The sequence below is a fragment of the Oscillospiraceae bacterium MB24-C1 genome (assembly GCA_030913685.1).
In the GTDB taxonomy this organism is placed as follows: Bacteria; Bacillota; Clostridia; order Oscillospirales; family Ruminococcaceae; genus Yanshouia.
This window is the reverse complement of the sequence record CP133187.1, coordinates 2,854,097-2,874,617: the sequence shown is the minus strand read 5'-3', so window position 1 is coordinate 2,874,617 and position 20,521 is coordinate 2,854,097. Positions and strand designations below refer to the sequence as shown.

The 20,521-nt window shown below is 42.9% G+C and carries 23 protein-coding genes; 9 read left to right on the top strand and 14 right to left on the bottom strand.

Features of this window, described 5'->3' with window-relative positions:
- Positions 1-32: 32 nt before the first annotated feature.
- The 9 genes from RBH76_13755 to RBH76_13715 all read right to left on the bottom strand — a co-directional run bounded on the left by RBH76_13755 (position 33) and on the right by RBH76_13715 (position 9,355).
- On the bottom strand, positions 33-920 hold the full coding sequence (locus RBH76_13755) for a hydrogenase small subunit (protein ID WMJ83779.1): 888 nt from the start codon (positions 918-920) through the stop codon (positions 33-35).
- Entirely contained in the window at positions 917-1,348 is a 432-nt protein-coding gene (locus RBH76_13750; protein WMJ83778.1) for a cytochrome b5 domain-containing protein, read from the bottom strand. The genes RBH76_13755 and RBH76_13750 overlap by 4 nt, the downstream gene beginning before the upstream one ends.
- A gap of 256 nt (positions 1,349-1,604) precedes the next feature.
- Positions 1,605-2,645, bottom strand: a complete 1,041-nt coding sequence (locus RBH76_13745; GenBank protein WMJ83777.1) for a transglutaminase domain-containing protein — start codon at positions 2,643-2,645, stop codon at positions 1,605-1,607.
- A gap of 53 nt (positions 2,646-2,698) precedes the next feature.
- On the bottom strand, positions 2,699-2,962 hold the full coding sequence (locus tag RBH76_13740) for a hypothetical protein (GenBank protein ID WMJ83776.1): 264 nt from the start codon (positions 2,960-2,962) through the stop codon (positions 2,699-2,701).
- A 149-nt stretch (positions 2,963-3,111) separates the two neighbouring features.
- Entirely contained in the window at positions 3,112-3,312 is a 201-nt protein-coding gene (locus RBH76_13735; GenBank protein WMJ83775.1) for a hypothetical protein, read from the bottom strand.
- A 24-nt stretch (positions 3,313-3,336) separates the two neighbouring features.
- Complete coding sequence (locus RBH76_13730; GenBank protein ID WMJ83774.1) at positions 3,337-4,350, bottom strand: hypothetical protein; 1,014 nt, start codon at positions 4,348-4,350, stop codon at positions 3,337-3,339.
- 10 nt (positions 4,351-4,360) lie between these two features.
- Complete coding sequence (locus RBH76_13725; GenBank protein ID WMJ83773.1) at positions 4,361-5,662, bottom strand: hypothetical protein; 1,302 nt, start codon at positions 5,660-5,662, stop codon at positions 4,361-4,363.
- 31 nt (positions 5,663-5,693) lie between these two features.
- Positions 5,694-6,695: a hypothetical protein gene (locus RBH76_13720; GenBank protein ID WMJ83772.1), complete on the bottom strand. Its 1,002-nt coding sequence runs from the start codon at positions 6,693-6,695 to the stop codon at positions 5,694-5,696.
- A 179-nt stretch (positions 6,696-6,874) separates the two neighbouring features.
- Positions 6,875-9,355 (bottom strand): LuxR C-terminal-related transcriptional regulator, encoded by a 2,481-nt coding sequence (locus RBH76_13715; protein WMJ83771.1) that lies wholly within the window; start codon positions 9,353-9,355, stop codon positions 6,875-6,877.
- Positions 9,356-10,177: 822 nt separating this feature from the next.
- On the opposite strand from RBH76_13715, the gene RBH76_13710 reads away from it, so the two are divergent.
- Both RBH76_13710 and RBH76_13705 read left to right on the top strand, forming a co-directional pair.
- A complete protein-coding gene (locus RBH76_13710; GenBank protein WMJ83770.1) occupies positions 10,178-10,528 on the top strand; it encodes a DUF3796 domain-containing protein in 351 nt (116 codons plus the stop codon).
- A 1-nt stretch (position 10,529) separates the two neighbouring features.
- Complete coding sequence (locus RBH76_13705; protein ID WMJ83769.1) at positions 10,530-10,730, top strand: helix-turn-helix transcriptional regulator; 201 nt, start codon at positions 10,530-10,532, stop codon at positions 10,728-10,730.
- A 296-nt stretch (positions 10,731-11,026) separates the two neighbouring features.
- Here RBH76_13705 and RBH76_13700 read toward each other — a convergent pair whose 3' ends face one another.
- Complete coding sequence (locus RBH76_13700) at positions 11,027-12,082, bottom strand: hypothetical protein (protein WMJ83768.1); 1,056 nt, start codon at positions 12,080-12,082, stop codon at positions 11,027-11,029.
- A 322-nt stretch (positions 12,083-12,404) separates the two neighbouring features.
- Here RBH76_13700 and RBH76_13695 point away from each other — a divergent pair, with 322 nt between their 5' ends.
- Entirely contained in the window at positions 12,405-13,259 is an 855-nt protein-coding gene (locus tag RBH76_13695; GenBank protein WMJ83767.1) for a MurR/RpiR family transcriptional regulator, read from the top strand.
- A gap of 481 nt (positions 13,260-13,740) precedes the next feature.
- Here the strand turns inward: RBH76_13695 and tsaA are convergent, their stop codons facing one another.
- A complete protein-coding gene (tsaA, locus tag RBH76_13690; protein ID WMJ83766.1) occupies positions 13,741-14,433 on the bottom strand; it encodes a tRNA (N6-threonylcarbamoyladenosine(37)-N6)-methyltransferase TrmO in 693 nt (230 codons plus the stop codon).
- Positions 14,434-14,609: 176 nt separating this feature from the next.
- A complete protein-coding gene (locus tag RBH76_13685) occupies positions 14,610-14,891 on the bottom strand; it encodes a DUF503 domain-containing protein (GenBank protein ID WMJ83765.1) in 282 nt (93 codons plus the stop codon).
- Positions 14,892-15,135: 244 nt separating this feature from the next.
- Between RBH76_13685 and RBH76_13680 the strand changes: the two genes are divergently transcribed.
- The 4 genes from RBH76_13680 to RBH76_13665 are packed head-to-tail and all read left to right on the top strand — an operon-like array spanning position 15,136 to position 15,870.
- Positions 15,136-15,294: a hypothetical protein gene (locus tag RBH76_13680; protein WMJ83764.1), complete on the top strand. Its 159-nt coding sequence runs from the start codon at positions 15,136-15,138 to the stop codon at positions 15,292-15,294.
- Positions 15,295-15,343: 49 nt separating this feature from the next.
- A complete protein-coding gene (locus RBH76_13675; protein WMJ83763.1) occupies positions 15,344-15,502 on the top strand; it encodes a hypothetical protein in 159 nt (52 codons plus the stop codon).
- Entirely contained in the window at positions 15,499-15,708 is a 210-nt protein-coding gene (locus RBH76_13670; GenBank protein ID WMJ83762.1) for a heavy metal-associated domain-containing protein, read from the top strand. The genes RBH76_13675 and RBH76_13670 overlap by 4 nt, the downstream gene beginning before the upstream one ends.
- 15 nt (positions 15,709-15,723) lie before the next feature.
- Entirely contained in the window at positions 15,724-15,870 is a 147-nt protein-coding gene (locus RBH76_13665) for a CPC_1213 family protein (GenBank protein ID WMJ83761.1), read from the top strand.
- A 298-nt stretch (positions 15,871-16,168) separates the two neighbouring features.
- On the opposite strand, the gene RBH76_13660 is transcribed toward RBH76_13665, so the two are convergent.
- Entirely contained in the window at positions 16,169-17,356 is a 1,188-nt protein-coding gene (locus RBH76_13660) for a cation:proton antiporter (protein ID WMJ83760.1), read from the bottom strand.
- A complete protein-coding gene (locus tag RBH76_13655; protein WMJ83759.1) occupies positions 17,346-17,696 on the bottom strand; it encodes a hypothetical protein in 351 nt (116 codons plus the stop codon). Before RBH76_13655 ends, RBH76_13660 begins: the two co-directional genes overlap by 11 nt.
- A 319-nt stretch (positions 17,697-18,015) precedes the next feature.
- Here RBH76_13655 and RBH76_13650 point away from each other — a divergent pair, with 319 nt between their 5' ends.
- Both RBH76_13650 and RBH76_13645 read left to right on the top strand, forming a co-directional pair.
- Complete coding sequence (locus RBH76_13650) at positions 18,016-19,452, top strand: methyltransferase (GenBank protein ID WMJ83758.1); 1,437 nt, start codon at positions 18,016-18,018, stop codon at positions 19,450-19,452.
- 15 nt (positions 19,453-19,467) lie between these two features.
- Entirely contained in the window at positions 19,468-20,319 is an 852-nt protein-coding gene (locus RBH76_13645) for an MBL fold metallo-hydrolase (GenBank protein WMJ83757.1), read from the top strand.
- Positions 20,320-20,521 lie beyond the last annotated feature (202 nt).

The window sequence follows — 20,521 nt, the reverse complement described above, 5'->3', positions numbered from 1 at the left end:
AATTATAATTCTCTTCGTTTTTTTCACCCCATTTAAGTCGTGTCGTAACTAATGAACGGCTCCATTTTGTCTGGAAATCCAAACATAGCACATCCGATACAAGGACTATCATCGCCAATTGGCCAATTTACCCCATCGTTCCATTTTCTGAGTGGGCAATCAACCCTTGTTACCGGCCCTCTGCATCCTAGTTTAAACATACAGGTTTTTTCACCAAGCTTTGAGGCGAATATCCCTTTATCAAAATATGGTCTTCTGGGGCATATGTCGTGAATTAATGTGCTATAAAACATAAGGGGTCTTTGTCTGTCATCCAGTTCTGGCTCACCACAAAGCATGATATAGGCCAGAGTACCCATAAACCAATCAGGATGACACGGGCACCCTGGTAGTTTTATAACCTTCTTTTTGAGTAATTTTTGTATACCCACACATTCTGAAGGGTTTGGTTTTGCCGCCGAAATTCCTCCATCGGAGGCGCAGGTACCCACTGCAATGACATGAGAGGCATTTTCCCCAAGCTCTGTAATTGCTCGAAGGGCTGTTACAGGTTGGCCTTTCCATCTTCCTATGATTTGGTGCATTCCATCATCTTTTGTGGAGACCGCACCCTCAACGGCTAATATGTAATCGTCACCTATAACACTAAACAGTTTTTTCATGGCAGCCTCACCCTCAGCTACCATGAGGCTATTTTCGTAAATGAAATTGACCATTTGTGCAGCCAAGCTTTTAAAGTCTGGATTCGCTCCATCAAGAAGGGATATTATGTTCCCTGAACAACCGGTAAGCTCAAGCCAAACCAGCTTTCTTTTTTTCATTGTGTTTCTATTGATGCCATCTATGACCTTATTAACAAGCACTGAAGCTGTCTCGAGCTTAAGTGAAAAGTTGGGACAATTGATATTTGCTTGATTCATTCCGCCATCTTCCCGACCACCTTTAATTTGCTAAGAATTGGCTCACCGGCGTGACATGCAGAGAATGCCTTCGTCAAATCTCTACCAGCAGTTAGTCCAAAATGTGTCGCCCCTCCCCACGCTGCATTATTAGTTACATCATATACTATGCTATTCACTGCTACATATGCCGGATTGCCATCTTTGCCGTTGTATTTTGATAGCTCATCCAATGTAAATACTTTAGTAGTATTAGGCTGTGAATTGTTTATGCTTGCACCGTTTTGGAGGTCTTGCAAGAGCGTTTTAATATTTGATATGTTTTTTCTCAAGCTATTTAATAGCTTGTTTTTACTACAAGAGTTTGATGTTAAATATAAAAGGTCAATGGTGTCGTTTATCTCATTTATATTAGCTTCTACCATATCTTTAAATATCTGATTGTTCATAAAGCATTCTCCTAATATATTATTAAATATCACTATATTATATTAATTTAAAACGCCCTTTATCATTCTTGAATTTACAAATGCCAATAGGGACTAAACAGCCAGATACTGCACAGCGTTTAGACGTTACGGCACAAGACTATCCGCCTAGCATCCTCTTGTAGGCATAAAAATGTCACATCTTAAAGAGATGTGACATTAGTCATTTATTCATAATCTAGTCTTGCAATGCACCCCAGGGGTAAATTCAGGCTTTTTAGCTAAACTTTATGTACTCACTTCCATTTTCATCAAAACAAACAACTGAATTCTCTTCATGGTCAATTTCAAAAGTCAAGCAAGCTCTTAATGGTTCAAACCTTGTATCTGAAATATCAGAGTCTCTTGACCATATTTCATTAGTTAAGCCAATATTAAAATATTGAGGGTCAAAATTTCCTGCCTCCTCACGCTCTGCTGTTGTAATTCCAAAATATTTTAAGCCACATCCTCCAGTTTCGGTATTTTCAAACGTTGGATCAGCATAATAATATTTTCCATCAAGCTTTAGTATTGTCCATTCATGTGCACTTGTATTGTCATACGTCATTCCTCCACAAGTATTTGCATCAATGCCAAGCTGTAACAGCAAATATGTATATGCCCCTGCAAAGCTTTGACATATGCCATCACGGTTTATTAGTGCGTTATACGGAGAAACATCTGAAATCATATCGTTATCTATTGCGTCATAGTTATAACTTACACTACTTGAAAAAGCACGATATAGTGTTATGGCTTTAATAACGTCATTGTCGTTTTGCATTATATTATTTTCAATTATCTCTGATAAGTCATCAACAAAATTACTTATTAATTCATCGTGTTGTTCTTTGCTTTCAGAAACGTAATATATTGGTACTCTTCCTGTTTGCGCATTATAAAAATTATCATAATCAAAATATGCATCGGCATTAAACAAAGGAAAGTTTACCTGCTGCATTTTTGAAATTAAATAAGCGTAATCGCCGCTAGGACATGAATAATAGTTTTCATAGTTTAAATATGAAGAAACAAAGTTTCTATAAGCTTGTAAAAATTCATCTCCGTATAACTGCTCATATTCTGATGTTAAAACATAAGGATTAAATTCAAATTCATACGATTTTCCCATTTCTGGAATTGCATTGCTTTCTGATTGAGCTATTAAATCCGTTGATGCTATGTTGGTATTGCTCGCATCTTTTTCCGCACCACTACAAGCAACCAAGCTGAGGGCTATGCCAAGGATAATAATAACTGAATAAATTTTATTCATAAAATAACTCTTTCATTTATTAATGGGAACAGTTCGTGTCTATTTGACTGTCTCTACCGTGTGCGGTCGACAGCCAGCAGATCCATAAAGGTGGCTGCCGGAATCTCCAGCACCTCGCTGTCGTCTCTGTAAAAAATCAGACGGTATCCATCTGTCGTAACACTTCGGAACACATCCTGGTTGCGCAATAATCCGAACCGCACCGATTGAAGCCGCCGGTGCATATCCAGACAAACCGTGCTGCCAGATTCCATTTCAACTTTAAGGAATCCGTTTTCCAGGGGCGTAACTGCACGAAATATTCTGCTGTTTTGCATGATAAACCTCCTTTTCTCCGCTTTTGAGCATGGCGGTATACCACATTTCTAGGGTTCTGCTTGTTAGCGCGGGTATTTAATTTGTTTTCAGATTTCCCGCTCATTATTCAATCTTAAAGCTGCATACGGAAATGCATGCCCAGCGTTTATTAATGAATGTTGCCAATCAATAGCAAGGCGGCTGCCAGATAAAACACCGACAGCACCGCCATCAGGCAGAAAGCTATGCAGACCGCCACAGCTGCACCAGCTTTCTTTTTTGCTCTCTTTCTCTTGCTGACAGCCTTAAAACTAAAAAATGCACCAGCCAAGCCCACCATAAAAAGAAATACTGCCACCCCTGTAGACATAGTTTCCACCCCCTATTGCTGTTTTTATTCCTCCACAGTAGCCTCTAATTGACCTAAGGATATTAGGTACTCGGTCACTGTCTTTACTGGAATTAGGGCATTGTCCTGTGAATCAGCATATATGTCTGCGTCCAACCTCTTTTCTTCCCATTGATCATTCATAGCATCAATCAGCCTGTAGCCAATATTAGTACCCATATGGAAGCGTAAAATCATTACATCCGTAGCCCATGAGTAAACACCGACGACCCCTGTTTCTTTATCGTATTCACTGTATAGAATGGGATTACCACTATGGGTCAGCGCATCAAAGTACGAGGTTGCCTCAGCGTACAATTCATAATCCTGTATAACAAGGTTCATTTTCCCTGTCATATTTTCACCGTCAATGATAATTTTATATGTATTCTCCAATGCTACCTTTTCATTTTCAGACTCCGCCTGTTCAATCTTAGAAGCCGGTGTTTGCTCATTGGGTTCATCCTCTGAGGAATTGGATGAATCAGGGGTACAGGTCACGGCGATTGAACGCAGATTTATAAAGTGTTCTGGCATACCGTCACCTGGCTCATAGTTCGGAATGACCCAAATAAAAGCCGGACCCGCCACCAAATTATCTCCAATCGAATCTTTGGTAACATAAACAGACCAATCATCCTTCTTTTTGTTTTTCCCTGTGGGAGGTGCTTGGAAATGCATATCATGGGTTACGCCATCCGCTGTATCCACACGGAGAATACCCTCCGCCATAGGATACTGAGTAGGACGGGAATAAGTAATCTTAAAAGAGTATTGTCCGTCTTCTGGCAGCTCAACTTCCCAAAACACTATATTGTCTGCAGTCCATCCTCCCAAGTTGTACGGTGCTTTTTTCGGCTCAACCACCACACCCGGAGCTAGGGAAAGGTCGGCATTCTCAGGAAGCAGTTCGAAATGTATGCCTTCCTCCTTATTCTCAGTTGAGCTTGAAGCTGAACAGCCCGCAAAGGACAACATCAAGCAAAAAGCTAATAATATTAAGAAATATTTACGCATCATATTCACTCCTTTACCCTATGGCCAACGGCTCATATTTATCATTGATAATATCTAAGACGTAAATTTCACCATTGTCGGTTACGGCGTAATGCTCTTCCGCTGTAAACTTTTCTGGCGTATTTTTGCCGAACGAAAAGGTCCAGCAATGCTGCCCTTCCATTTCGCTTTCGCCATTGGCAACAATCGCCGTTTCGTCAGTCATACGGTCGGCAAGCGCATTGCTAAGCACATCCATTGCCTCATCTTCCGAAATTCCCTCTCCTGCATTAATCCCGGCCACGCTTTCAATATGAACCGCGCCTCCTTTAAAGGAATCATACCATTGTGACACTTCCTCCCAACTACCGCATTTGATGGCTACACAAACAATCCTGTCTGTATCTACCACCCAGTAATTTGCCAATATACTTACCTCTCCCGTTTCCTGATTCAATGTTTCGCTTTTTCCGATGACCACATTCCCTTGCAGTTTTTCTATTTCTTTAGCGCGGGAATTCTCGATAAATGCAGCCGCATCCTCATCATAGGTGTTAGGGATAACCCAATACGACAGCGCCGAGTCACCCTGCTGGGATGCAAAGGAAATATCGCCATTTTCATCCACAGCTGCATCGGCTGAAAAGTCATTGGGATATGAAAGAAGGAGCTGATTTTCCTCATCCCTGTAAGTAAACTGACCTACCTCATCGTCGCCCTTGTTATCTACATGAGCAAAAAAGAATGCGCTTCCCTCGTAGGGCTGTTCCACAGGCAGTTCCTTAAGCCCTGTCATATCTTCTAATGCAATCGGCTTTCCGCCATCCATAGAGTAATATACCGTGCTAACTTTGAGGTTTTCCTTAATGGTTCGCGCAAGACTATCCATCATAAACCAGTTGAGGCTTTCCGCATCATAAAAATGGAACTCTTCTTTCTGCCCCCGCTCGTCTAGCCCAGCCACAAGAGTGGCGTTTGCCGCCCAATCCACTGTCACACTGTCCCCCGAAAGCTCTGCACTGGTAATCGTAAAGTCCAGCCCCGTCCATTCAGAAAGCTGCTGTGCCAGCACCTCTACAGTCAGATCACCCGAAACCGTCTGTTCATTGCTCTTTATCAACTCCATACTTTCTGCATCTGCAGAGCCGGCAGAAAAATCGGCGTAAAGGGTAACTTTTGTTTGCGTAGCCTGCGTACTGGAAGTGCTTTTGGACGAGCTTTCCGTAGTACTTTCCGAGGTGCTGCTCGGTGTTGTCGGGGTCGTTCCACCGCAGGCGCAAAGTACTAAGGCGAGTACGAGCGCAATAACAGATACTAATAAAATACTTTTTTTCATATTAAATTCCTCTCTTTCAATGTTAATTCAATTACCACATACCTGCGAATATTTCTTTCAAAGATGGTACGAAAATTTCATTTTCAACTTGATATTCTGCCGTTTCTTCCTCATCATTCTCCCAAACAAGGAAAAGTTCTTGGCCGTTTGCCGACCATTTGCCTCCGTCATAGGGCTTGACCTCTCCCGACTCATCCGCAGTGGACAGCTTGAATGTGCCGTCTTCCATAAAGATGAGATAGTTGCCATTATCACCTTGCCATGGGCTTTTGAGCACCAGGGTGCACAAAAATATGGTATTATCTCCAGATGTCGTTCCCAGTGCATCGCTGCGAATATAAAAATTCTTGTCAAAGCCGCTGCCCATTAGCCCCACGCCGCTCTCCAACAGATAAAAATCGTCAGTAAATCCGCTGCCGTCGTCCATGGTCAGACAGGGGCTTTCAAACGGCTCGCTATCGCCGATATACCGTGTCATAGTAGAAAAAGTATAGGTACCCTTTTCGATTGCTTCTTCAGTTTTGGAATTCACGTAATACTCATAGGAACCATCATTAGATAACTTATAGTAACCGCCATTCTCATCCCCGTTTTGGTACCAGATACCTGTGAACGACGAGTAATCCGGCTCGGGTAATGGCTCTCCCCTACGGAAAGTCATGCCATCTTTGCACGTCAGGGTATCCGAATCTAAAAGAACCATGGGAACCTCGCCGAAAAGTTCCAAATCTAAAATCAGTTCACCAGTGCTCCCCTCAATAGCGCTTAAGGTGGCTACAGTGAAGCCTTCGTTGTTGTAGACGGTAATCTCCTGTGCTTGTGCGTCTACACGGAAAATTTCAATCATGGAAACACCGTCATGTGAGTCATCGTCTATGTACCACCAGCCGTCATAGTCCGCCAATGTTGTGGTCGCCTCGGATATGATTTCTGAACTACTTTCCTCAACCGATTCAGCTTTACTGCATCCAGCCAAAAAAACAGTTAAAAGTAAAGATGTCAATACTACAAGAATGAACAGCTTCTTTTTCATAGCGTTATCTACCTCCATATATTTCTCAAGTATTCTCACGAGCGTAAAAAGCCTTGGTATACTTATTTTTCCAACATAAATATATCTTCATTAGTTTTGGGTAAAATAAGCAAAGACGCCGTACTATTAATGTACGACGTCTTTTTAACCTAAGTGTATCCCCCATCGGGTATTTATTTTTAAATTTTCCCCGCATGCTTTAAAGTTTTAAGCTGAACACGCGAGCCAATGCTTAGCTTTTGAAATATATTTTTCATAACCGCTTTAACCGTTTCTTGCGAGATTAACAACCGCGCTGCAATAGCCCGATTGGTTAGCCCGTCGGCAGCCAACCGCGCCACCTCCCGCTCTCGGGGAGAAAGCCGACCGATCGCTACGCTTTTTTTTAGCTTTTCTACCCCGGTTTTATGCCGTTTGTACAGCGAAAGCACCCCGGTCATATCAGGCGATTGGCTGCGCGCAGCCAGAAGGGGCTCAAGCTGCTCGCCATACTCTACAAAGGGAAGATAGATGCCGTCAGGCAGTGCAATCGCAAGGGCACGATCCAGCGCCGCCTGCGCCTCCTGCATTTGCCTCTGACGGCTATGGGCAATAGCTGAAAACAGGTGAAAATAAACCTGAGGAAGCAAAAAATGGTGTTGCACCACGGCCGGAAGTGCGCCCTGTGCGATACCCAGTAGCTTGGCATTCTGGTTCTGGGGTACCAGCCAGCGCAGATATACCAGCACCCCAAAGGGGACTGCCACTTCGTACAAGACAGTCGCAATTTTATCCAAATCTGTGAGCCATTCGGAGACGGCGCCATCATCGACCAGAACTGAGACAAAGGACAGCGCTAGATCGGCCATTCTTCTTCCCATCGGTTCGACGCAGGTTTTGGCTCGTTTGAGAATGCTTTGCCGTACATTCTCGTAAGTTTCTGTATCACCCCGCAACAAAGCGATGCGCAAAAGAACCGTTTCAGCGGCAAAGCAAATGCTGTCTTGTTCTTGTTCGTCTGCAAGATAAATTGCCTTGTAGCACAATGCCTCGGCAGCGGTATCATTTCCGCGCATCAGCAGAGCTTCGGCCTGCATAGCGCAATCTGCGCCGGTTCCGTGTCCTTGGGTCAAGCGGATATAATAGGGCAGACATTCTTCCATGCAGGCAAGCTCGTTGTCAAGCGCCCCACTTTTGCTCCAGAACATATACAGAACAGACGTCTGGCCAAAGGTCCATGAATCGTTCCAGTCAGATCGATTGGAAAAGGAACCTCCTAGCAACTCCCACGCTTTGCGATGCAGCACGCTCATCTTTTCAATATCATTGAACGCCATAAAAGATTGCAATAATGCCATCTGTCCCGACAGTGTTCTGGTCTCATTCGCGCTGAGCCCACATTGTTCTGGTTGAGAGAGTATGTCCGCTATAAGCGCACAACCACGACCAAATGCTGTATAGCTGCCTGCCCGGAAAAGCTCAAAGGTTATCATTGATAGCGTTTGCGGATACTGCATGAGCAGCGCCCTATCGCATTTGTTCAGCACCTCTTCCAGAACCTTAGCACTGCCATCCTCCAAATATAGGGCGAAATCCGAGGCCTTGAGCGGCAGCGAAAGTAGCGTTTGAAACTCCGCCACTTCCAGATAGTTTCGTAGGGCGTGATAGCGGTCGCCAACAGCCGCATAAGCGTCGGCTGCAAGCTTTTGTATCCTACTGATTTCCTCGGCGGGTAGCTTAGTCATCTCCTGACGCAGAAATTTTTTCAACAGGCTGTGCAGTGTATACGCTCCACTGACCCGTTCATAACGGATAAAAGATCCACTGTTCAACAACCGGGCGATACTGCCCGAGAAAACGTCCTTTTGCAAAATAATATACGCTTGCTCCGTTGTGAAGCGGTCGAGCGAAGAAACAGCAATCAAAAAAAGCTGCTCCTCAAGTTCCAACCGATTCCATATTACGGATTGAATCAGGTCATCCATGCTATCGGTCGCTTCAAAATCCCTCTCCTGCCGGTAATGTATCAGTTGAAGATTCAAAGCAGCTACCCATCCCTCAGAAAGCATGTGAAGTCTGTCCAGTTCGTCGCAGGACAATGTAATTCCGTTGGCTTGGAAATAAGCATTTGTATCTATTTTTTGAAAAAAGAAAGCGCTGTTTTCAATGACATAAATCTTGTCGGACGAAATACCACCGATGTCCATATTATCTATGGACTGGGTAATGACCACGATATGCAGCCATTGACTTGAATGGCGTGCCAGTGCATGGAGCATGCGTTCGGGTAGGCTGTTTTGTATGTATTGAAAGTTATCGATTATGACCCATGTTTCCCCGTCAACTGAGCACCCGCCCAAAATTTCCGCAATATCCACGAGGTTGTCCTGTGTCGGATAAGCCAACGCTTCCAACTGTCTGGCTACATTTTTGTCGATATGAGAAAACATCTTGCAAATTCCGTTCCATGCCTTGCGAATGGGCTCCCCCATGCAGGTGTACCAATAAACCTGATGCGCTTCAGCTTGAAAAAGATACTTACTGATCGCGGTGGTTTTTCCAAATCCAGAAGCCGCCTGCAAGATGGTGAGTGGATAGCTATGAATGGTTTCCAACCGATTTTGTAAAGTTGTTGGTATATAAACATATGGCTTGTCGAATTGAATTTGCACTCGTGCCATAGTCCCCCTCCTTTCATTTTCCAGTGCATAAATATCTGCCCCTAATTGCGTCAGTGAAAGCCCTTGTATTTCGCAGTCGAGAAGGAAATGTAATAAAAGCAGAGGAATTTCACCCCGCCATTGAAAGCCTTAAATCGCACAGAATTCTGCGCCTTTTAGGGCGTATATGGTTTCCAATGGCATCTATAGTGGGTTTGGATTATTTTACCACGACTACCAGTTGAGTTCAAGTGGAGCATCTTCCACCCCACGCCGGTACACCTCAATCGACCCTCAGCATATCATACCATAAGAGGTGATACCTATGACAATGCAAGCTACTGTGCGAAGGGTCGAGTGCGACATTTTGTATGTCTTTGACCATGCGATGTCGCAAATCGTGGTTGTACATACACCTAACGCATGCCGTTTCCGCGTTGGGGATTTTATCTGTATTCAATATAGCGGAGCAATGACGATGAGTATTCCGCCGCAAATTACCGCAACAAATATATCTGTCATTTCTCGTTGTAGGCTGTGCCGCAATCAGTGGTAATCTAAATCTAAGCCGCCTCTCTGATAAGTAAGGCGGCTGTTTTAGCACCTTCAGACCATCGGTTTCCAATATAAATGACATCGGAGCCAATAATTTCTTGAGGATTTAGACAATTTTATAAAAGCTTTCTTCACATACAAATTAGAATTTGAAACATAAGATTATGATATCCCTTCAAGCAGACTTGAGATATAGTCTGCTTATTTTTGCTATTGACACTTTTTTATAATAGTGATATTATTATCACTATTAGATACAATTACATCACTGTACCGGGGAGAAACACGATGATTAAAAAGCAATTTTTTTGTGGTTTTTTTGGTTTTTTAGGATTTGTTGCGCTTAGGTATTTCGTTTCGGGAGATATATTAGATTTAGGCTTTATTGGATGTTTTGCTTTCTTTGCTAACTTTTTTATTGCAAAAATAAAGGGAGATAAAGCGGATGAGCGATATATTGAAAACCGAAAAGAAGCCATGGCTTTTACCTTTAATATATCAACTGTTTTAATTTTTTCTTGTTGGGTTTTGGTTTTATACACTAGAAATTCAGATATTGCATATGTTTTGCTTCCATTTGTATATGCTGTAATATTTAATATTTATGGAATAAAACTCTATAGTTTAGAGGAAAAATAATATGCCGAATTTCAATTGTAACTTAAAAAGATATAGACAGCTTGCAGAATTAACACAAGATGAGCTTGCACAAATAGTAGGTGTTCGGCGAGAAACTATTATTCGCTTGGAAGCGGCTAAATACAATCCATCTTTAAAATTAGCAATTGATATATCAAAAGCTGTAAAGGCCCCAATTGAAGATATATTTAATTTTGATTAGGCCCTTATTATAACAATTTTGATAAACTTCCACCACTAAATGGTGGGAGTTTTGTTCTTAAAATGAGGGTACTTAAAGCCTTAACCATATGATCAATGTCCGCTCTGGGGAAGCGTATGCGCATTAGTAGAAATAAATAATTGTTTTCAAATAATTCCGCTAATATTTATTTAAGCACAAAATAAAAAAAGTCCAGCTTTTGCTTGACTTTTTCGACAGATTGAGGGCTTGTCGTGAATCCACAACAAGCCCTCCCCTTTGTTTTTGGTGCAACAATTTCAGCTAACAAAATAGCCTTAGACCTTCGCGGGTTCCTTCCACTGATATACCCAGGTACCGAGGTTCTTTTCAAGGCACTGCTTGTAGACCTCGTAGCAGTTGAGGGTATCGGTGATAACGATGCCAATGGTAGCAAAGAGATAGGTCTCGTCGGGGCTGGTTCTACCGGGATGCTTACCGAGTAGGACATCGGAAACCTGAGTAACCTGAGGATACTCGGGCTTTGCGATCTTTCCGTCGAGTACCATATTGGAAAGGGTGCATGCATCGCGGTCATTCAGGCGATCCAGCCAGTCCATGCCAAACTTAATTCCGGGGATGGTGTGGCATTCTTCCTTATAATCATACTGCGAAACGAAGGAATGGAATGAGCCGGGCTTGATCCACGAAGGCTCGACATACTCCTCGCCCACGTCCACCAGTGTACAGGTATGAACGATATCGGAATCGCGAATTGCTGCCTCTGCGCTCTCCACTGCCTCAAACTCATAACCGAGGTGTGCCCACTTCTCACAGAATTTGAGTGCATTCTCGCGGTTATAGTCGAAGATCTTGACTTTTTTGATGTTTTTCATGAACATTGCGGTTGCCTCGAGGCAATAGCCTGCGATAATGCCGCCACCAACCAGTCCAATTACCTCGGAGTTGGGATCCGCAAAGCACTTTGCGCCCAATCCGGAGCCTGCGCCAGTTCTCATTCCGCTGATAATGGTGTCATCCACCACCGCCAGAGGATATCCGGTTTCCTCGTCATAGAGGGTGACCAGACCGTTCGAACGAGGCTTGCCTAACTTGCGCGGGTTTGTCGGGTTGGACGGGATCGCCTTCACACCGGCAACATGTACATTCTCTTCCTCGCTGTTGATGATGCAGGCATGTAGTCCCACACGCTTGCCTGCATGTTTTCCGGGATCCCACATCATATGAAACAGCGGGATTTCGATGGTCTCGCCTCTGCCCAGCATCTTGTTTGCACGCATGACGTTGTTCATGATGAATTTCATGTCGAGCGCACCGCACTCAATTGCTTCTTCCTGAGAAATCCAGAGTACCTTGTTTTCCTTACTAGACATAACGAAAAATCTCCTTTTTTACTCCGTTATCTTAATTTTTGGAGTTATTACTATCATAATATCACTGTAACTATCATATGTCAAGCATAAGAAAGCGTTTTGGAGCAAAGTCTATTGTTTTACTTTTGTTTTACTCCAAAAATTTAGAAATACTTTAAATAGCAAAAATATTTAGAAAATTATGTTAAAAACAATTGAAAAACGATTGTTTTATGATATAATCAAAATAACTTTTGCTCCGTTTTTGATATTGTTAATAATTAATCAATCACTTTTTACATATAATCAGAGACTCCTCAAAAGAAGAAAGGAACTTGCGTATATGAATTTTGAAAAAATAGAGAGCCTGATTAAAAACCGAAATATCCTCTCAAAAAAGCAACGTCAGCTCTGCGACTATATTCTGGATCACACCGACGAAATCGGTATGATGTCGGTTGCTGCCCTCTCAAAAAATGCAAAGGTCGGAGAGGCAACCATCTTCCGTTTTCTGCATGAAATCGGATATGATAACTACCATGACTTTAAGCGAGATGTCCATGCTTACTCCGTGCAGCGCATCAGCTCTTCCTATTGGCAACTCAACGCCATGCTGCGCAGCGGAGTGCCAAAAGAAAAGGATTCGCTCGTGGGTACCTTCAACGTCATGATCGAAATGCTGGAGAAAACACTGACGCCAGATCTCCATCTTGCCTTTGAAAAAAGCATCCAGATGTTATTGGGGGCACGGCGAATCCTCCTGTTCGGTCTGCGTTCTTCAAAGCCAATCGCACTCTATTTTGAGTCGATTCTCACCCCCTTTTTAAACAAAGTTTACCAATTAAGTAACGATGAACATTTTATTTTTGATCGTGTCAGTCAAATGGGAGACGGTGATGTTCTGTTTTTAATCACCGAATGGCCTTATACCAAAACTTCCATCGAGGTGGCGCGGTTCTGCCATGAGCAGGGCCATCCGCTGATCCTGTTGACCAACAACCTATCCTGTTCGATCACTGATCTTGCGGACGCGGTTCTACTCACCCGCCCTTCCTCCGATCTGTTCTCGCGCATCTCTGCTTTTGCGGTACTCGAAGCAATATCGAACGAGCTTGCCACCCGGCTGTCTCCCCAATCCACCCAAAGTCTCAAGCAGCTCGATGCTGTTCTCAAACGATACGATGTCAGCGAATGGTAATGCCGCTGCAAACTTTGAGACACGGTCTCTCCCCCACTCCGTTATAGAACTTTAGCGACTTGCAAGCAAAAAATACACTAAAATTAGAATATCATAACAATCGTAAAAGTATCCGCCCCCGCTCAATTGAGGAGGATTGATGCTTTTCTCTCAAACCTTTTACTTCACGCCTTAAATTGAGTAATGTCAATATCTAGAGCTGTTGTGAGAATAGTTTACTAACTGACACATAGCTTCTATTTTTAGTTACTGAAGTTATAAAGCAATCTGTTAAGTTGCGCCATAATACAAAAATAAATGCTCAAATATATAATCCAAAACCGGTATATTCCAATAGGAATGTATCGGTTTTATTGTATAAATAAAAATAGGCCGCTATAGTAGCGGCCTATAATAACAGTATAGTTGATAAATAGATTTCAAAATGTTTTTAGAGACTACCTTACTCCTATACCAATGGGTAAGATCCCCCGCAAGCCATCTATTTTAATGGAAGCAGCTCTTTTACCGTAAGCATATTTTCCTCAACGATAAAACGCACCTCAAAGCCTGCAAACTCAAATCCGTATACACGTTGAGGCGCATTTTGGTATGCGGGACGTGGGTCCTGTGCCAAAACCTCCAGTAGCGGTTCGAGGCTCTCTTGGGGTATCAGCGGGCGCAACTGCTGTGGAAAATCTACCACCAATGTTCCTTTCTTTGATTGAAGAGCGAATCCGCCAGTGGCATCTTGGTGGCAATCTACATAGGGCAGGTAGGGTTTTATATCATATATAGGTGTACCGTGCATTAAATCTGCTCCCGAAACAAAAAGCAGTGGGCCTTGAGAGCTTTCCAGCTGTATTTTATCAAGCTTGACCGAGGAAAGACCTATGGCGTTTGGCCTAAATGGAGAGCGACTTGCAAAAACCCCCATTTTTGTGTTGCCGCCCAAACGAGGAGGGCGCACAGTGGGGGTCCAGTCTTCTTTTGCTGTCTGAGAAAAGTGCCAGATAAGCCATATATGGGAATACCCCTCCAACCCCCTCAGCGCATGAGGATTGCGATACGCAGGTTCGAAGACTATGGTTGACTTTAAGGAATCTACAAGACCACTTTGGCGGGGGATTCCGAATTTTGTGGGAAAGTCGCTGTGAATTTTAGCAATCACCTTTAGGGGTGGCAGGGTGGACATGGCAAAACCATCCTTTTCGTTAGGGTTATAATATTATACCCCTGAGCCTTGCACAATGCAAATCGGTCTGCACCGATTAACGCAATGAAACGTAGTCTCTTGAATCTTGTTTACAGCACTGAAAACCTTATCGGGAGTACATTAGTATACTTTGGGTTTTGCAAGCGCTTTCTTATTCATCTAATTTCTCGACAAATGTCTAGTATTTCTGCCTCTGTATGATGCTCAATAAATGTAATGACCGTATCGATCATGCTGTCGGCCAGTCTGGTATCACCGGTTACATAGGCAATGCCAAGTATGATAGTTTGGTGTATATCCTGGGCATCTATTTCTGAAATCGATACATTAAATTTGTTTTGCACCTTTGAAACGATGCTTTTAACCACCATGCGCTTTTCTTTTAGGGAATATGCCCATGGTACATAAAGCTTGATGGTTGCCACTCCAATAATCATTAATCATGCTCCTGTCATAATGGCCTAAAAAATCGTTTAAGACAACTTTATTATACATAGTTGATGCAACAAAAATGTAATTTGTGTGATACATTGGATAGCTTCTTCACATGTCATCATTATAATCGAATATCATACGCTTCATTCTTCCACTTCTTACTATATCTTAGATGAAGAACTGCTTCAAGAATAGTCAGCATAAATTGATAGGCACAGGTCTATACTACCGATGAGGTGATTAAATATGCCGAAAGATAGTCAACTTGATCCAAAAGATGTGCGAAAGATAAAATCCCGCGGTGGTCCTACTATGGCGGAAAGTGCGCTGGACGGCGAAAGCAGGAATAATAAAAAACAATCTGGGAGCAGGCATAAACCCGGCGACGATAAATCAAAATCTTAGATTTTTAACAGTAAATGTGATGATACCCCCATCGGGAAAGGAACGGTCGATGAACAATAACAAAAACAGGGTGAAAGATCGCCCCAAAAGCAACCCGGAACTCAGACAAATGAAGCCAAAAGAAAATGCTGATGTCGGTATTATAAACGGCCAAAAGATTGGCCTGCATCACAGCGGGCATGAGAAATCTATGGAGGGCAAAAGATGAACCAGATACTGTGTAGTGTCTCTGGCATTCAAAACAAAGAGCAAAAGACCCAAATCAAGAACTCACTGAACAAAATTGATGGGGTTCGTGAAGTCGGCGTTAATCTAACAACAGGTACGGTCGATATAAAGTATAATGACCCTGCTACTGAAGCTGATATTAAAAACTGTATTGAAACCACCGGTTTTAAAATTGTTTATGAGTAATAGAGGAATGCATGTATGAATCATAGTAAAAAGAAGGATAGCGGCTCAAAGAGTAATAAAGATAATAGCAAATTTCATTCTAAAAATATAAAGCACGACCCTAGCGCTGAAAGCGCCAGAGCCGTCTTTGGTTTAAATAATACAACAAAGAACAAAGATTAATCCTGAGATCCAGAGATTAATTCTTGCTTACCTCTTTAATCTTGGGTTAATATGGGGTTCAAACCTGCAAAAACGGTGCCGCCGCTTTTTGAAACAATCAATTCCCACACTATTTTATTTAGTATGTTTTGAGTAATATCGATGCATATAAAAAGCCTTCTGTTGTAGTTCTGCTCTCTACAACAGGAGGTCTCTTTTTGTCATTATCCATTTTTACTAGATCAGTTTAAAAGTGGCGGCACCCTTTTAGCGTCAATGAGAAAGTAGCATAAGTTTGTTTTCAGAAATATGCCAGCGTTTACACTTTCTTCTTGTCTGGAATAACAATTTCGCCCGCTTTGATAAGTGCGTTCTTCGCAACACTGGGGCCTATGATCGAATAGATAAAAGTTGAGCCGAGAATTGCGGTTTGAATCTGTGAAGCAAATTCGGGAGTAATCGTTTTTGCCACCAAAATCAAGCCAATCGCAACACCTGCCTGGGGCATCAGTGTGGGCCCAAGGTATTTGCGAATATTGGGATCCACCTTGGCTATGGTTCCGCCCAGCCATGCGCCAAACCATTTACCAACCACACGCATTACAACATAGACTGTGCCGATAAAACCAATGCTCATAAGTGATCCAACGTCAAAGCCCGCGCCCGAAATTACAAAGAAGATCATAAATATTGGGGGTGTAAAGGTGTTCATTACCTTAATCACATCAGAAATATCATAGCGCACGTTCGTCATCATAACGCCCAATGCCATGCAAGCCAGCAGCGGAGAGGCATTGATTGCACTGGCCGTCCACAAGGTTAAAAGTACAAATGCGATTATGACGCTGATTCTGTTTGAAGATTTGTGGAACCAGTGTAAAAATAGTGCCATGGCGCCGCCCAATACCACGCCGATCAAAAATGAAACCAGCACTTCATAAACCGGCGCTAACACGCTCAAAAAAGAGATGGGCGCGTTGTTTGACATTGCTTTTACTGCGGTTGCAGCAAAGCCGAAACAAATAAGTGCGACGGCATCATCAATCGCAACAACGCTCAAAAGCATGGATGTAACAGGTCCTTTAGCTTTGTACTGCTGAATGACCATAATCGTCTGTGCAGGGGCGGTAGCAGAAGCAATAGCGCCCAATAGAATCGAAAGTCTCACGTCGAAACCCAGCAAAATCATCGAGGTCGTCACCAGAATGACTGCACCGAATGCCTCCATAATTGCTATAATAATCGGTGCCACACCAACCTGCTTAAAATAAGAGATTTTGAATTCTGTGCCGATGGAAAATGCGATAAAGCCAAGCGCCATCTCAGATATTACCGAAAAATTGTTCACAACACTCACCGGTAAAATTTTAAGGATAGCCGGACCTATGATAAGTCCGGCAATCAGGTATCCTGTAACATTAGGCAGCTTAACCAACTTGCCAAGTCTTCCAAAAGAAAGTCCGCATAGCAAAATGATTGCGACGTTTAAAAGAATATCATAACTCAAGATGTGGTAACCCCTTTACGAAATCTATAGGTATACTGAAAATAATTCCAGTATCCTTATTGTAGATGTTCCCCACAACTTTTTCGATTGTTGCAACGGCAGTCTTAAGCTGTTCGTCTTTAATAACAAACAGAATGGTCTCGCTCTTTGATCTTTCAGGGTTCAGCAACGCCCTTATTGAGCCAATAAACGGAATCTCATTTCCTTCATATTGGGTTAACACCCTTGCCATGCCTGTACTTTCTAAAATAGTTGCGCCAGATATCCCAGCCTGTAGGAACTCAGCCAGCAGCGGTTCAAGCAGCTCTGTCTTGTTTAGCACAAATACCATTAGCCTCATTTTTTTCACTCCTAATCTGTATTTTGTAGGCAAACATCAACCTTGATCATACTCCTTAATGAACAAAATATCAAGTCAGCACTATCTCGAGTAAAAATATGCATACAAATCAGTTTATATCAACAGGTTTTTATGTTTAAATCGACAAATTGACTTTTTGCTACTAACAATTAAAAATTACCCAAATAAAGCTCGACTCAGAGGGTAAATTTCTATTAGTTATATTGACAAACAAATAATTTGTATGCTAAGATAACTAAAAGAGCTAGAGGTTCTAAGATAAATGCAAAGTTGTCTAATAGCAGGAGGTTCAAATATTATGCACTGTACCGAGAGTAACCCCGGTCGCTATTATCAGATGATTCGAAATTATCGAGAAGCGCAGCTACTTTTTGCTGCCATACGCCTAAACATTTTTTCACACCTGGATACACCAGTGACAGCGCAGAATGTCGCCGAAGCTTTAAACTGCGGCATAAGGCAAACAGAATTGTTGCTGCTGGCTCTTGACTCTAGCGGCCTAATTGTCAGACTGGATGATTTTTATGTGAACACTTCTGATACAAAAATGTTTTTATCTCAAAACAGTGTGGCGTATTTAGGAGAATCGCTGTTGTTCCGAGAAAAAATGACGTCACTTGACACTCTGAAGGTAAAACTGAGTGGTGATACGCCTTCAAATAATGCCGGTTATGATTTTGCGACCCTTGCCAAAGTGACTATTGCGGAAATGTATGCCATGCGCGTTGAACCGTTTATAACCGAAATGAAGAAACTGTTTTCCGACTTGCAACAACCGCTCAATATTTTAGACCTGGGCGGCGGTGCAGGTGTTTTATCGGTTGAATTTGCAAAGCATTTCCCTAACAGCAAAGCAACTGTTTTTGAAATACCTCCGGTAGCCGACATCGCCAAAGATTTTATACAGCAACATAGCGCGCAGGAAAATGTACGCATCGTTGTCGGCGATTTTAACACTGATTCACTGGGCGGCCCTTATGATTTGATAATCGCTTCTGGCATCTTCAATTTTGTTGTCGGCGATTTGTCCCACTTTTTTCAGAAGCTGTCTGCATCCCTTTGTGCAGGTGGTTATCTGCTCATCACCGGACAATTTGCGGAGCGCGATGGCGAAGCACCCCCCAATATGATCGGCTGGCTTTCGGGCTTTCTTGATGGTACGCCGCTTCCGCCCAGTGAACGAGCGATATCTCAAGCCATAAAACAAGCCGGATTGAGTACCGCCAATACTTTAAAGGATGCGCTTTTTAAAGGGCATCTCTACCGAAAAGATAATGCAAAGCCTGTGATAAATCCCGACGACATTGTTCAGTCTTTTATTGAGCTGACCGAGCAAACCGCCAATAGCAAAATCAATATTCTCAATTTTGGTAGCGAGGACATGACGTTTTACCGCGGAGAAATTCACATGATTAAAATGATTGGCGATTTTCCGGGCATTTACAGCGCAGAGTTAGCGCGAAAATTTGGTATTACCAGACCGGTCGTACACAAAACACTGCAAAAGCTTGCCGAACGAGAGTTGATCACGAAGGAAGATGATACGCAGGATAAAAAACGCCAACGGTTATACCTGACCGAAAAAGGATGGACGGCTTATCGGTGCCACGAAGAGTATCATGACGAAAATGACCGGAAACTTTTTGATTTTCTGGCGGATATGCCGGGTGACCGGCTGGCTGTTGTAAAGGATTTTTTAGATCATGCAATCTCACTGATTCATAACCATGCTTAAAAGGAGGCGGTAAAAATGAAAACAAAATTAACCATCGTGGCAGAAAATACAGTTGCCATGCCCTTTATCCCGGGTGTAACAGCGGGACTGCTGGGGGAACACGGTCTTGCAGTGCTGATTGAAACTGAAACTGGGCGATGGCTTTATGACACAGGACGCGGAAAGGCGCTGGTTCCAAATCTGGCAACGCTAGGTGTACCGGCAGATTCTATTGACGGTGTTATTTTAAGCCATGGGCATTTAGACCATGTCAGCGGCTTGGCTGAGCTTTTGAAAATAAGAACAAAGCCACTGACCATTTATGCCCATCCCGGAATTTTTATCACTCGCTTTCATAAGCCGGGTGATAAACTCAAGCCTGTGGGGATGATGCTGGAACAAACCGAACTCGAGCGCATGGGGGCGATTTTCGAGTTTAATAAAGGGCCGAGTATGCTGGCCCCCGGGCTGTGGCTGACTGGTCGCATACCCCGAAACAGTACATTCGAAACAATTAAAGAACCGTTTTTTATAGAGGAAGATCAGGGCCTTGCACCTGACTTCATCTGGGATGAGCAGGCATTGGTTATCGAGGGGGAGCGCGGCCTCCTTATTCTAAGCGGCTGCGCACACGCCGGCATAGTCAACATTATGAGCAGAGTCAAGGAAATTTTGCCTGAGCAAAAAATTTGGGGTATCATGGGCGGGCTACATCTTCTAAACGCGGGCCGACAGCGGCTAGATTCAACGATTAAAGCACTGAAAGCGGAGCAGGTTGAATTTGTCTCGGTAGGCCACTGCACCGGATTTTATGAAACCGCAGCCATTGCCGCAGCGCTGCCGAAGGCCTTCCACAGCATGAACACCGGTATCTGCTTTACCATATAGGCATAAATAATTCCAAAATTTATTTTTTCTCTGAGTTGGTGATGAAAGGTAAGCTTGCAGCAGGAAATTCTAGCTATACTTTTAAATATTTACGCGAAAAAGACCAGTTTAACTGGTCTTTTTCGATAAGCTAAAATAAATGTACTTTATCTTTTAGAGGTAACGGCAATAATAAAAGGCTTTTAGAAAAGAATTACCCTTC